The following is a 13,378-nucleotide window of genomic DNA, read 5'->3' as shown; positions in this document are numbered from 1 at the left end:
TCACCTGACCTGAGCGCCTCGTCGGCGCTTGATGTGAGCACCATGCCAGTGCTCGGGCCCGGACGCCCCTGCGGCGTCGGCTTCGCGGCATCGTAACGCGCGTAGATGTCAGAAAAACACCCCTTCCTAAGCCGTTATCGATTCGAGGCAAACAGCGCCTGAACTCGGGGTCTGCGGACCTCACACGCCCCGGTTTCGATGTGCGCACGATTGGCTTACAACCGTGTTGCGCCGGAAGGCCGAACGGCCCTCCGAGGAGGGCCGTTCGGGGAAGTTCAGCTCACTGGGCCGCGTCCAGCAGGGCCGCCGCGGTGAACAGCTCGACGCCCACCGTGATCGCCGACTCGTCGACGTCGAAGTCGCCCTGGTGCAGGTCACGGACCGTGCGCTCGCCGGGCGGGCGGACGCCGAGGCGGGCCATGGCGCCGGGGACGTGCTCCAGGTACCAGGAGAAGTCCTCGCCGCCCAGGCTCTGCTCGGTGCCCTCGACGGACAGAACGCCGCGGCGGGCGGTCTGGGCGTCGCGCAGCAGCTCGGTGACGTCCGGGTCGTTGACGACGGGCGGGACGCCGCGGACGTAGTTGATCTCCGACTTGGCGCCGTGCAGGTTGGCGACCTCGTCGATGGCGGCGACGACGAGGTCCGGGGCCTGCCGCCAGGTGTCCAGGTCGAGGCAGCGCACGGTGCCGGAGAGCTCGGCGTGCTGCGGGATGACGTTCGGGGCGTGCCCGGACTCGATACGGCCCCAGGTCACGGCCAGTCCGCTGCGGCTGTCCACGCGCCGGCCGACCAGCGCGGGCACGTCGGTGGCGACGCGGGCGGCGGCGGTGACCAGGTCGGTGGTCAGGTGGGGGCGGGCGGTGTGACCGCCGGGGCCGTCGAGCGCGACCTCCAGCCGGTCGCAGGCGGAGGTGATGGCGCCCTCCCGCAGGCCGATCCGCCCGGCGTCGACCCGGGGGTCGCAGTGCACGGCGAGGATCCGGCCCACCCCGTCCAGGACGCCGTACTCGATGGCGTCGGCGGCGCCGCCGGGCAGCACCTCCTCGGCCGGCTGGAACAGCAGCCGCACCGGTCGCGGCAGCTTGCCCTGGCGGTGCAGGTCCGCCATGACGAGGCCGGCGCCGAGCACCACGGTGGTGTGCACGTCGTGCCCGCAGGCGTGCGCCCGGTCGGGCACGGTGGAGCGGTAGGCGCACTCGCTCTTGGTGTCCGGGATGGGCAGCGCGTCGATGTCGGCGCGCAGGGCGAGCATGGGCCGGCCGCCGTCCCACTCCCCGATGTCACAGACCAGCCCGGTCCCCCCGGCGAGCACCCGGGGCTTCAGGCCCGCCCGCTCCAGCCGCTCCTTGATCGCCGCGGTGGTGCGGAACTCCTGGTTGCCGAGCTCCGGGTGCATGTGCAGGTCGCGGCGGAAGGCGACGAGTTCGGCACGCAGCGCCTCGGGGAGCGTGCCGGGCAGGGCTTCGCCGGGCAGATCGTTTTCGGACTCCGGTGACATCAGTTGCTTCACCCTCTGCAGGGTAGGACGCCGAGGGGGCCGACCGCCCTCGATCTACAAAACTTCAGCCCGTCAGGCGAAGAAAATCGGCCGCTCGACGCATGGGTGGGAGTGGAGATGGGTAGACCTGTCTTTTCTCTACGGATACCACGCTCCGCCCCGCGCCGGTGGTTCTGTTTCATCTTTCGGACCGTGCGGCACGGCCGCCGCCCCACCGGCAGACTGCCCGGGGCCGCTGGTGGGGCGATGGAGTTCCAGGGGGTGTCGCCGGATCCTTCCGGCGGTTTCACCCGGCGGTCCCACGAGCCCGAGTAGGGTCCGCCCCGTGACTTCCCAGATGACGGGTACCCCGGATTTCCTGCGTGCCACGCAGACGTCGTACGACGCGATCGCCCGCCCGTACACCGAGCGGTTCGCCGACTGGCTGGGCGACAAGCCGCTGGACAGAGCGCTGGTGGCGTCCTTCGCGGAGCTGGTGCGGGCGAACGGCGCGGCGCCCGTCGCCGACGTCGGCAGCGGCCCGGGGCATGTCACCGCGCGGCTGCACGCGCTCGGCCTCGCGGTGTTCGGGGTGGACCTCTCGCCCCGGATGGTGGCGCTGGCCCGCGAGGCACATCCCGGGCTGCGCTTCCACGTGGGGTCGATGACCTCGCTGGACCTGCCGGACGCGACCCTGGGCGGGGTGCTCGCCCTCTACTCGATCATCCACGTGCCGGACGAGCACCTGCCGGCGGCCTTCGCCGAGTTCCACCGCGTCCTGGTGCCCGGCGGGCACGTCCTGCTTGGCTTCCAGAGCGGCGAGGAGGACGACCGTATGCGGCTGACGGAGCGGTTCGGGCAGGAGATATCGCTCGACTACCACTTCCGGGCGCCGGACGGCGTGGCGGAACTGCTGGTCAAGGCCGGGCTGCGGGTGGAGGCACGGGTGCTGCGCGAGCCGCTGGAGGAGGAGAAGCGACCGCGGGCGTACCTGCTGGCGCGGAAGGCCGGCTGAGCGCGGGCTCGTGGCCTGCCGGCCCGGAGGATCGGCTGAGCGCGGGCTAACGGCCTGGCGGCCCGGAGATTCGGCCGAGCGCGGGCTCGTGGCCTGCCGGCCCGGAGACTCCGCCGAGCACGGGCCCACGGCCTCCCAACCCGGAGGGTCAGCCGAGCGCGGGCCCACGGCCTGGCGGCCCGGAGATTCGGCCGAGCGCGGGCTCGTGGCCTACCGGCCCGAAGAGTCGGCCGAGCGCGGGCCCACGACCTCCCAACCCGAAGAGTCAGCCGAGCACGGGCCCACGGCCTCCCGACCCGAAGAGTCAGCCGAGCACGGGCCCACGGCCTCCCAACCCGGAGACTCGGCCGAGCACGGGCCCACGGCCTCCCGACCCGAAGAGTCAGCCGAGCACGGGCCCACGGCCTCCCAACCCGAAGAGTCAGCCGAGCACGGGCCCACGGCCTCCCTGCCCGGAGCGTCAGCGAGCGGGGGCTCGCGGCCCGCCGGCACGAAAAGTCAGCCGAGCGGCGGCCTACGGCCTCCCGGCCCGAAGAGTCGGCTGAGCACGGGCCCACGGCCTCCCGGCCCGGAGAGTCAGCCTAGCGCGGTCACGGTCTGGAGGCGGGTTACGTCGCGGGCGGTGCCGGTCACGCCTGACAGGAAGCCCTGGGCTCGGGGGGAGGCGTGCTCGGTGAGCCAGGCGGGGTCGATGTCGCAGACTGCGACGCGGACCTCGGTGCCGGCCAGGGCCAGGGGAAGAGTGTGGACGACGGTCGAGGGAAAACTGAGGATCGTACGGCCGATCGGGCCACGCCGGGCGATCAGCTCCAGCGGGAGGTCGGGCCGGACTATCTCCAGGCCCGTCTCGACCGCGAGCCGGTGCAGCTTCTCGGTGCTCTCGCGGCGGTGGGCGAAGTAGCGGGTGGCGCCGTGGGCCTTGGCCAGGGTGCGGACGGCGTCCAGGTAGCGCCCGTCGTCGACGACGCCGGTCTCCACCAGCGAGGTGCCCACCATGTCGGCGCCCTTGGTGATCCGGGGCGGGCCGAAGCGGAAGCGGGTCCAGGCGAAGTCGTGGGCGTGGACGGTGACGCCGGCCGGGGTCTCGTCCATCGGCATGGAGGAGAAGATCTCCACCTGGCGCCCGGCGGTGGGGGTGAGGCGGCGCCGGGCCCGGGCGGAGACCGGCGCGAAGACCAGGTCCCGGGCGCCGGGGCGGCCGCCCTTGCGGTGCCAGCGCACGAGCCGCTCGCCGCGGGCCAGCTGGGCGACGAACTCCATGGTCGCCGTGCCGTCGTCGACGACGACCAGATGACGGGCCCGGGTGATGGTCAGCAGGAGCTGTACGTAGCGGGAGAACGGGTCGCCCAGGACGACCCGTCGGGCGCGGCGCAGCAGGCCGGTCAGGCCGCCGACGGTCTGGAAGGGGGCCGCGGGGCCGCCCCGGGCCTCCTCCCAGCGGACGGTGTGGCCCTCCTCGCGGGCGAGTTCGGCCATGCGGCGCAGCTGGCCGCGGGTCATCGGGTCGGTCGGGGCCAGGACGACGAGGGCGAGTTCCGCGTCGGGCGCGTGGGCGTGCGCCCACTCCAGCACGTTCAGGAGCTGTACCGGACTCTCGACGAACGCGAGGGTGTGGGGGCCGGTCTTCCCGGCGCGGGGGCTCATCGACGACGACCGTCCCGTCGTAGGGCGCTGATGAGGCGCTGGACGTCAGAGGGCGCGGGCGCGGGGCGCGCGCGGACGCTGCGAGTCCGAGCGCTCCCGTTAGGGGCGCCCGGACTCGGTGTGCTCGGAACTCAGACGGCGACCGGCTCGCCCGCCGCCGCGGCGATCTCCGCCTCGGCGACCACGCCGGCGACGCGGCGCAGCTTCTTCATCGGGCCGAGCTCGGAGTCGTAGACCTTCTTGACGCCGTCGCCGAGGGAGGACTCGATGACGCGGATGTCGCGGACGAGGCGCTCCAGGCCCTGCGGCTCGACGGAGGCGGCCTGGTCGGAGCCCCACATCGCGCGGTCGAGGGTGATGTGGCGCTCGACGAAGACGGCGCCGAGGGCGACCGCGGCCAGCGTGGTCTGCAGGCCGGTCTCGTGGCCGGAGTAGCCGATCGGGACGTTCGGGAACTCCTTCTCCAGCGTGTTGATGACGCGGAGGTTGAGCTCGTCGGCCTTCGCCGGGTACGTCGAGGTGGCGTGGCACATCAGGATGTTGTCGCTGCCGAGGACCTCGACGGCGTGGCGGATCTGCTTCGGCGTCGACATGCCGGTGGAGAGGATGACGGAGCGGCCGGTGGAGCGCAGGGCGCGCAGCAGCTCGTCGTCGGTCAGGGAGGCGGAGGCCACCTTGTGGGCGGGGACGTCGAACTTCTCCAGGAAGGCGACGGCCTCGGTGTCCCACGGGGAAGCGAACCAGTCGATCCCCTTCTCCTTGCAGTACTCGTCGATCTGGCGGTACTCGTCCTCGCCGAACTCCACGCGGTGGCGGTAGTCGATGTAGGTCATCCGGCCCCAGGGGGTGTCGCGCTCGATGTCCCACTGGTCGCGCGGGGTGCAGATCTCGGGGGTGCGCTTCTGGAACTTCACGGCGTCGCAGCCGGCCGCGGCGGCGACGTCGATCAGCTTGAAGGCGTTCTCCAGCTCGCCGTTGTGGTTGATGCCGATCTCGCCGCAGATGTAGACCGGGCGGCCGGGGCCGACCTCGCGGGAACCGAACTGGCGCAGGCGGGAGTAGGTGCTCATGGCAGTGAACTTTCCTTACTTGTCGAGGGAGTCGAGAGAGGGGCCGAGGATCCAGCTGGCGATCTCTCGGATCGCGCCGTCGCCACCGGGGACGGTGGTGACCGCACGGGCGGCGCCGCGTACCACGTCGTGGGCGCTCGCGACCGCCACGGGCCAGCCCACGAGGGCGAAGCACGGGAGGTCGTTGACGTCGTTGCCGACGTAGAGCACGCGCTCGGGCGCGATGCCCTGCTCCTCGCACCACTGCTTGAGTGCGAGGTCCTTCCGGTCGATGCCGTGCAGGACCGGGATCTTGAGCTTCCGGGCCCGGGCGGCGACGACCGGGTTCTGCTCCGTGGAGAGGATCAGCATGCCCAGGCCGCTCTTGCGCAGCGCGGCGATGCCGAGCCCGTCCCCGCGGTGCACGGAGACGAACTCCCTTCCATCGGCGTCGATCAGCACCCGGTCGTCGGTCTGGGTGCCGTCGAAGTCCAGTACGACCGCGTCGATGTCGTCGGCGGTCGGCAGCGAACCGGGGCGGTCCGCGTCGAAGAGGGGGGCCAGCGCGCGGGCGCGGGCGAGGTCGTGCGGGTCGTCGATCTCCAGCACGCGGGCGGGGTCGGTGCGCACCATCTCGGTGCGGCCGAAGAAGCGGTGCTGGTGCTTGCGGAAGCCGGCCGCGTGCATGGCGTAGGCGGCGCCGGTCTCCAGCAGGTCCTGCGGGCGGTCCTGGCGGCGCGGGCGGTAGGACTTGTCGTGGTTGACGCCGAAGCCGCCGCCGGTGGCCGCGTCGGCCTCGGTGACGGTGCCGGGGGCGATCTCGTCCTCGGCGTCGCGCCAGATGAAGCCGTGGAAGGGGGCGACGGTAACGGCCGTGTCCGCGCCGTTCTCCGCGACCGCGCCGGCCACCCCGTCGATGTCCTCGCGGGCGATGAACGGGCTGGTGCACTGCACGAGCAGCACCACGTCGACGGCCGCTCCGTGCAGGGCCTCGTGGGCGTCCATGGCGTGCAGGACGGCGGCCTCGGAGGTGGCGGTGTCCCCGGCGATGGCCGCGGGGCGCAGCACGACCTCGGCGCCGGCCTCGCGGGCCGCTGCGGCGATGGCGTGGTCGTCGGTGGAGACGACGACGTCGGTCACCAGACGGGTCGCCCGGCACTCGCGCACGGCCCGCGACACCAGCGGCACACCGCCGACGGGGGCGAGGTTCTTCGCGGGCACACCCTTGGAGCCGCCGCGCGCGGGGATCACCGCGAGCACCCGGCGCACCGAAGCGCCTTGGCCCGATTGCGGATTGGACATGGGCTGAACTCCTTGAGCAGGGTTCGCTGAGATGTGGAGGGCGGCGGAGCCGCCCTGTAGGGGCGCGGGGAACTGCGCGATCAACCCCGACGGAGCCGCACCCGCAAGACGGCCGGAGTCGATGCTCACAACTCCCCCATCCGCCGGATGACCGGCGCCACCCGCTGCACCCCGTGCCGATAGGCCCCCCGCGCGGCCCGCCGCACGATCTGCCGGACCGGGCCGGGCTCCTTGTCGTGGGCGGGAGCCCCGGGCAGCGGAGCACCGTCGGGGCCGAGGTGGTGGCGGGCGAGGATCCCGGGCAGGTAACCGGGGGCGGTCGTCGGCGTGTAGTACGGGGCGAGTGGCCCCAACCCGCCCGGCTTCGCCAGGAGTTCGGCGATGCGTTCGCGCGCCGCGTCGAAGGCGGTGGCGTACGTGCCGTCCGCGGCGACGCCCTGCCGGGCCACCCACTCCTCGTCCGGCACCGGCCGGTGCCCGGCGTCGAGCTGGTCCCAGGAGGCGAGGCAGCCGGAGCCGACGAAGTGGTGGTTGCCGAGCACCTCGCGGATGCCGAGGTCGGTCAGGACGACCGTCGGGATGCGCCGGTGCAGGGACTCCAGGGCGGCCGTCGAGCTGATGGTGACCAGCAGGTCGGTGCGGTCCAGGACCTCGCCCATGTTCCCGTACACGAGGCGGAAGTTGGCCGGCGGTTCGAGCCGCTGGACCAGCTTCTGGTACGGCAACTCCTCGATGTGCGTGGTGTGTTCGCCCGGCCGGGAGCGCAGCTTGAGCAGTACCTCGCGCTCGGGGTGCAGCCGGGCGTGCCGGATCAGCCGGTCGAGGAGGTGGACGCGGTCCCTGCGGTTGTCCGGGACGGACGGCTGGACCGCGAACACCACGGTGTAAGGGTCGTGTTCGCCGGTGTAGGTCTCGCCGCCCAGGAACGGCAGTGCCACCTCGGTCACCGACGAGGCGTCGGCGCCGACCCCCTCGTACACGGCCCGGAAACGCTCCGCGTCCTGGCGGGAGTTGGCGAGGACGAGGTCCGCGCCGTGCCGCAGCAGCAGGCCGTCGGCGAGCTTCTCGTAGACTACGCCCACATACCCGGTGACGACCACGGGACGCGAAGGGCGGCCTTCCCAGGCCTGCTTGAGGCCGTGCAGCATCGCCTGCACGCCGCCGCCCACGAGGGCGAGGACGAGGACGTCGTACTCCTCCTCCGCCATGGCGCGCAGGAACTCGACGGACGTGACCTCCCGGAGGGAGTCGGCCGTGACGCCGACCTCCGCCAGCTGGCGCGCGGTCGGGGTGGCCCGCCCGCGCAGCAGGAAACCGCTCAGCTCGAAGCCGACTTGCGCGTCCTCGCGCTCGGCGGCTTCCATGGACGGGCCCGGGGCGATACGGGCCGCGGTCAACGCACCCCATTTCCAGCGGGTGTCGGAGTCCGCGAGCACGGCGATTCGCGTGGGCTTCGAGGTACTTGATGGCACGTCGAAGACGCTAGGAAGCAATTCCTAGGTATGCGCCAACCTCATCTGGCCAGAAAGTTAACAACATCCCGCCGAGAGCCGAACTGGCCCGCGGATTCGCCCGAAGTACAGGCGGTGCACCGATCCGACACATCGAGTTCACCCAGTGTAAAGACACCGGAAAGTTGACCTGTCGGGCCGACTCCTAGGCTTCCGGACGTGCCCAAGCTTTCCGTGATCGTGCCGTTCTACAACGTGCAGCAATACGCCCCCGACACCCTGAGAAGCCTGCGTTTGAACGCCCGGCCGGATTTCGAGTTCGTACTGGTCGACGACCATTCGAAGGACGAAACTCCGGCCATTCTCGAGCGGGCGGCCGAGGAGCTTTCCGAGGTCGCGCAGGTGCGTTATATCCGCCATGAGAAGAACGGTGGTCTTGCCACCGCCCGCAACACCGGACTGGACGCCGCCCAGGGCGAGTACCTCACGTTCCTGGACGGCGACGACTGGCTGGCACCCGGCTACTTCAGCCGACTGGTGTCCGCGATAGAGGAGTTGGGCTGCGACTTCGTGCGCACCGACCATGTGCAGGCGACCGCCCGCGCGCGGTCGATCAGCCGGGTCCCGATCGGACGCCGCTGGGAGGTGTTCGACCCGCGCGAGGCGATCCTGCCGGCCGACCGCTCCACGTCGGTGGACTACGCCTTCGCCTGGGCGGGCGCCTACCACCGCCGGCTGCTCGACAAGGGCCTGCTGCACTTCACGGACGGGCTGCGCACCGCCGAGGACCGGCCCTGGATCTGGAAACTGCACCGCGAGGCCGAGTCGTTCGCCGTGGTGAGCCTGCTCGGCGTGTTCTACCGGCGCGGGGTCGCCTCCTCGCTGACCCAGATCGGCGACGTCCGCCAGCTGGACTTCATCCGCGCCTTCGACCAGGTCATCGAGGAGACGCGGCAGGACCCGGACGCCGACCGGCTGCTGCCGAAGGCCGTGCGCACCTACTGCGCGATCATCGCCCACCACGTCTCGGACGAGGAGAAGTGGGAGCCGTCGGTGTACCGGCAGCTGCGGGCGAGGAGCGCGGCCGCCATCCAGCGCCTGCCGCAGGACATGCTCGGCGACGTGCTCGAGACGATGGACATGCACCGCTCCTCCAAGTTGCGGCGGCTGCGGCGCCGGATCACGACAGCGAAGGCGGCTGCCTGATGCCCCGTACCACCCGTATCTACTGCGTCTCGACGCTCTACGGCGCCGCCACCCTGGCCGCCGCGATCGACTCCGACTGCTTCGACGACGAGGACCGCAGCCTGCTGCTGGTCTTCAACAACTCGGCGACCCCGGAGACGACGCCGCCGGTCGACGAGATGCCGGGCTTCGAGCCGCTGCGCGCGCACTTCGACGAGGTGCTGTCCTGGAACGAGGCCATCAGCCCCTTCCACCCCGGCGCCTGGGTGCCCCGCGCGGACGACGTGCCGCTCTTCGAGCGCTATCTGCGCCTGCTGTGGGGCCTCGGCGACGACCGGGTGGAGCTGGTGCTGGAGTCCATCCAGGTCGCCCCGGCCCTGACGGTGGCCCAGCTGTTCACCGACGCCCCGGTGCACGTGTACGCCGACGGTCTGATGAGCTACGGCCCCACCCGCAACAAGATCGACCCGCTGGTCGGCACGCGGGTGCGCCGACTGCTCCACCTGGACCTGGTGCCGGGCCTCACCCCGCGCCTGCTGACCGAGTTCGACGTGCCCGCGGAGGTCGTGCCGACCGAGGCGTTCCTGAAGGTGCTGGGCGAACTCACCGCGTCCGTCACGGACCTGCCGGTGCCGCCCGGCGAATCGGCGCTGCTGCTGGGCCAGTACCTGTCCGCGCTGGGCATCCTCTCCCCCGAGGAGGAGGAGGACCTGCACGTGCGGATGATGCGCGGGGCGGTCGAGCGCGGGCACCGGGCGATCGTCTTCAAGCCGCACCCCACCGCGCCGGCCCGCTACAGCCGTGCCCTGGAGGCCGAGGCCGCGCAGCTGGGCGTCGACCTCACCGTCCTCGACGTGCCCGTCCTCGCCGAGGTGCTGTTCGAGAAGGCCCCGCCCGCCCTGGTCGTCGGCTGCTTCTCCACGGCGCTGTTCACGGCGTCCGCGTTCTACGGTCTGACGGTCGCCCGCGTGGGCACCGAGATGCTGCTGGACCGTCTCACGCCGTTCCAGAACAGCAACCGGGTGCCGGTCGTGCTGGCCGACGCGCTGATTCCGGACCTGGAGGGGCGCAAGGGCGAGGCGCCGGTCGACGCGGGCAGCCTGGACGGTCTGCTCGACGCGCTCAGCTACACCATGCAGTCGCAGATCCACCCGAGCCTGCGGCCGCGGGCGGAACGGTACCTCTCCCAGCACCTGACCCCGCGGACGAAGCGGTACTTCCGGCGGCGGCGGCTCACCTCGCTGGGTCTGCCGGGCGGGATTCCGGAGCGCCTCGCCTTCATCCCGCGCAACTCCACGGCGCGGCGGGTGGTGCGGCGGGCACGGGCGCTGAAGAAGGCCGTGGGGCGCTGAGCACTCCGGTGCTTCGAGGGCACGCCACGATGGCAGTCGTTCGGGTGCGGCGCCATCGTGGCCGGTCGCGCGGTTCCCCGCGCCCCTAGGGGGCGCGCCGAGCGTGCCGGCTCTCGACTCCGGCGACGATCAGGGCCAGGCCCTCCTCGAAATGGCGGTCGTAGTCCTCGAAGATCTCCGTGCCCGCCGCGGCCGACAGCGGGAAGTCGGCCAGCAGCCGGGCCCGTTCGCCGACGTCGTAGCCCTCGCGGCGCTCGCCGGGAAGCGGCCGCACGCCCTGTTCCTCGGTGACGAAGCCGATGGTGTACGCGTACGCCGTCGCGGTGGCCCGCACGGCCTCGGAGAGGCCGAACCCCGCGGCCGTGAAGAGGCGCAGGTTCTCCTCCATCTCGCGGGCGTGGTCGGTGCCGGTGAAGCGTGAGCCGCTGTACACCTTCGCCCCGTCCCGGTAGCCGAGCAGCGCGGCACGCAGGCCGCGGTTGGCCTTCAGCATGCGCTCCTGCCAGGTGTCGCCCGGATCGAGGGCGGTGTCGGCGACCATCCGGCGGTACATCAGCGTCGCCATCTCGTCGAGCAGGGCCTGCTTGTCCTTGAAGTGCCAGTACAGGGCGGGCGCCTTGACGTCGAGCTCCTTGGCGATGGCCCGCAGGGACAGGCCCTCCAGGCCGACCTCGTTCAGCAGTCGCAGGGCGGTGTCGGCGACCCGCTCGCGGTCGAGGGGCGCGCGTTTCTCCGTACTCACACTTGACAGCTTAACAGCGTTAAGGGCACGCTCGTGCCCGACGGCACTTAACAGCGTTAAGGAGATGGCTGATGCGGACGACGGACGTGGTGATCGTGGGCGCGGGCCCGACCGGGCTCGCGCTCGGTGTGGACCTCGCGCGCCGGGGCGTGGACGCGCTGGTCGTGGAGAAGGCGGACGGGCTCTTCCCGGGCTCGCGCGGCAAGGGCCTCCAGCCGCGCACGATGGAGGTCCTGGAGGACCTGGGGGTGCTGGAGGCGATCCTCGTGGCCGGCGGCCCCTACCCGGTGGGCATGATCTGGCGCGACGGCGAACGGGTCGGCGAGCACAGGATGTTCGACCCGCAGGAGGTGCAGGAGGCCACCGCGGACTCGGCGTTCACCCAGCCGTGGATGGTGCCGCAGTGGCGGACGCAGGAGATCCTGTTCGCGCGGCTGGAGGAGCTGGGCGGCCGGGTGGAGTTCGGCCGGGAGGCCGTCGGCCTCGACCAGGACGAGGACGGCTTGACCGTGCGCTTCGCCGCCGGCCCGGAGGTGCGCGCCCGGTACGCGGTCGCCGCCGACGGCGGCCGCTCGGCCGTCCGGCGGGCGCTCGGCGTGGAGATGACCGGCGAGACGGTCGACCCGAACCCGGCCCTCGTCGCGGACGTCACCGTCAGCGGTCTGGACCGCGACCACTGGCACATGTTCCCGCCGGCCGGGGACGGCGACGACGGCTTCCTGGCGATCTGCCCGCTCGCGGGCACCGAGGAGTTCCAGCTGGCCGCCCGGCTCCCGGAGGGGACGGCGGTCGACGTCTCCGTGGAAGGCGTCCGCAAGGTCGCCGCCGCCCGCTCGCACCTCGCGCCCGAGGACATCACCGAGGTGCACTGGGCCTCGGACTTCCGCCCCAGGATGGCCCTTGCGGACCGCTTCCGGCAGGGCAGGGTCTTCCTCGCCGGGGACGCGGCCCACGTCCACACCCCCGCCGGCGGCCAGGGCCTGAACACCAGCGTCCAGGACGCCTACAACCTCGGCTGGAAGCTGGGCGCGGTGCTCGCCGGGAGCGCCCCGGCCGCCCTGCTCGACACCTACGAGGAGGAACGGCGCCCGATCGCGGCGGACATGCTGGGGCTCACGGCCGGCGTCCACCGCGGCGAGGTGCGGCGCGGCGCCGCGACGGTCCAACTGGGCCTGGGCTACCGGGAGTCGAGCCTCGCGCAGGACACGCGCCCGGCCGGGACCCCGCTGCGGGCGGGCGACCGCGCGCCGGACGGGACGCTGGACGGCCTGCGGCTGCACGACGCGTTCCGCGGACCGCACTGGACGCTGGTCGCGGTGGGGGTGGCGGCGCCGGAGGTGCCGGAGGCCGTACGGGTGGCCGCGGGCGGGGAGCAGCCGTCGTACGGCAGGGGCCTGTTCCTGGTGCGGCCGGACGGGTACGTCGGCTGGGCGGGCGACACGGCGGCCGGACTGGCCGGCTACCTCGCCCGCGTCGGCCTGTGAGGCGTCACGCGCTCGCCAGCGACAGCTTCACCGCGAAACCGAGGAACAGCATCCCCGCCGCCGAGGTGGCCGTCGCCGACAGGCGCTTGCGGCGGCGGAAGGCGGCGGCGAGCCGCGTGCCGCCGAATATCAGCGCGGTGAGGTACAGGAAGCTGGCGACCTGCGCGAAGGCGCCGAGGACGACGAAGGACAGCGCCGGATAGGCGTACCCGGGGTCGACGAACTGCACGAAGAAGGCGACGAAGAACAGGATCGCCTTGGGGTTGAAGAGGCTGACGACCAGGGCGCGGCGGTAGGGCCGCTCGTCGGTGACGGCCGGCTCGTCCTCCTGCGGCACGGGCGACCTGCGCGTGCGCCACATCCCCCACGCGGCCCGCATCATGCCGACCGCGAGCCACGTCAGATAGCCGGCACCGGCGTACTTCACGATGCCGAACAGCAGGGCGTTGGCCTGCAGCAGCGAGGCCACCCCGGCGGCGGACAGGGTCATCAGCACGGTGTCCCCGCACCACACGCCCGCCGCGGCGGTGTACCCGGCGCGCACCCCGCGCCGGGCGGCGACGGACAGCACGTACAGCGAGTTGGGACCGGGCAGCAGGACGATCAGGACGAGACCGGCCAGGTAGGTGGGGAGATCGATGACACCGAACATGGGAAGGAGTGTCGCACGCGGGTCC

At 72.3% G+C, this 13,378-nt stretch carries 11 protein-coding genes; 4 read left to right on the top strand and 7 right to left on the bottom strand.

From position 1 onward, the window contains the following. Nucleotides 1–280: 280 nt before the first annotated feature. A complete protein-coding gene (locus LN251_RS18300) occupies nucleotides 281–1,498 on the bottom strand; it encodes a M20 family metallopeptidase (protein ID WP_458246745.1) in 1,218 nt (405 codons plus the stop codon). A gap of 337 nt (nucleotides 1,499–1,835) precedes the next feature. On the opposite strand from LN251_RS18300, the gene LN251_RS18295 reads away from it, so the two are divergent. Beyond that, a complete protein-coding gene (locus LN251_RS18295) occupies nucleotides 1,836–2,492 on the top strand; it encodes a class I SAM-dependent DNA methyltransferase (RefSeq protein WP_458246744.1) in 657 nt (218 codons plus the stop codon). 576 nt (nucleotides 2,493–3,068) lie between these two features. Here the strand turns inward: LN251_RS18295 and LN251_RS18290 are convergent. The 4 genes from LN251_RS18290 to LN251_RS18275 all read right to left on the bottom strand — a co-directional run bounded on the left by LN251_RS18290 (nucleotide 3,069) and on the right by LN251_RS18275 (nucleotide 7,959). Then, the gene (locus LN251_RS18290) at nucleotides 3,069–4,136 is read right to left on the bottom strand and encodes a hypothetical protein (protein ID WP_458245343.1); all 1,068 of its coding nucleotides are present in this window, start codon (nucleotides 4,134–4,136) and stop codon (nucleotides 3,069–3,071) included. A 131-nt stretch (nucleotides 4,137–4,267) separates the two neighbouring features. Beyond that, a complete protein-coding gene (locus LN251_RS18285; RefSeq protein ID WP_458245342.1) occupies nucleotides 4,268–5,206 on the bottom strand; it encodes an N-acetylneuraminate synthase family protein in 939 nt (312 codons plus the stop codon). Between the two features lie 15 nt (nucleotides 5,207–5,221). After that, nucleotides 5,222–6,487, bottom strand: a complete 1,266-nt coding sequence (locus LN251_RS18280) for a cytidylyltransferase domain-containing protein (RefSeq protein ID WP_458245341.1) — start codon at nucleotides 6,485–6,487, stop codon at nucleotides 5,222–5,224. A gap of 125 nt (nucleotides 6,488–6,612) precedes the next feature. After that, the gene (locus tag LN251_RS18275; RefSeq protein ID WP_458245340.1) at nucleotides 6,613–7,959 is read right to left on the bottom strand and encodes a DUF6716 putative glycosyltransferase; all 1,347 of its coding nucleotides are present in this window, start codon (nucleotides 7,957–7,959) and stop codon (nucleotides 6,613–6,615) included. Between the two features lie 198 nt (nucleotides 7,960–8,157). Here LN251_RS18275 and LN251_RS18270 point away from each other — a divergent pair, with 198 nt between their 5' ends. Together LN251_RS18270 and LN251_RS18265 are read left to right on the top strand one after the other, a co-directional pair. Next, nucleotides 8,158–9,144: a glycosyltransferase family 2 protein gene (locus tag LN251_RS18270; protein ID WP_458245339.1), complete on the top strand. Its 987-nt coding sequence runs from the start codon at nucleotides 8,158–8,160 to the stop codon at nucleotides 9,142–9,144. After that, nucleotides 9,144–10,475, top strand: coding sequence for an alpha-2,8-polysialyltransferase family protein (locus tag LN251_RS18265; RefSeq protein WP_458245338.1), 1,332 nt, complete (start codon nucleotides 9,144–9,146; stop codon nucleotides 10,473–10,475). Before LN251_RS18270 ends, LN251_RS18265 begins: the two co-directional genes overlap by 1 nt. Nucleotides 10,476–10,560: 85 nt before the next feature. On the opposite strand, the gene LN251_RS18260 is transcribed toward LN251_RS18265, so the two are convergent. After that, nucleotides 10,561–11,217 carry a TetR/AcrR family transcriptional regulator gene (locus tag LN251_RS18260; RefSeq protein ID WP_458245337.1) on the bottom strand — a complete coding sequence of 219 codons (657 nt, stop codon included), beginning with the start codon at nucleotides 11,215–11,217 and terminating at the stop codon, nucleotides 10,561–10,563. 71 nt (nucleotides 11,218–11,288) lie between these two features. Between LN251_RS18260 and LN251_RS18255 the strand changes: the two genes are divergently transcribed. Beyond that, nucleotides 11,289–12,701: an FAD-dependent oxidoreductase gene (locus LN251_RS18255; protein WP_458245336.1), complete on the top strand. Its 1,413-nt coding sequence runs from the start codon at nucleotides 11,289–11,291 to the stop codon at nucleotides 12,699–12,701. A gap of 4 nt (nucleotides 12,702–12,705) precedes the next feature. On the opposite strand, the gene leuE is transcribed toward LN251_RS18255, so the two are convergent. Beyond that, nucleotides 12,706–13,353, bottom strand: coding sequence for a leucine efflux protein LeuE (gene leuE / locus LN251_RS18250; protein WP_458245335.1), 648 nt, complete (start codon nucleotides 13,351–13,353; stop codon nucleotides 12,706–12,708). Nucleotides 13,354–13,378: the final 25 nt, after the last annotated feature.

The sequence above is a fragment of the Streptomyces sp. MAI_2237 genome (assembly GCF_054189285.1).
Note: the sequence above shows the minus strand (reverse complement) of the source record. Positions and strands in the feature narration are given on the sequence as shown.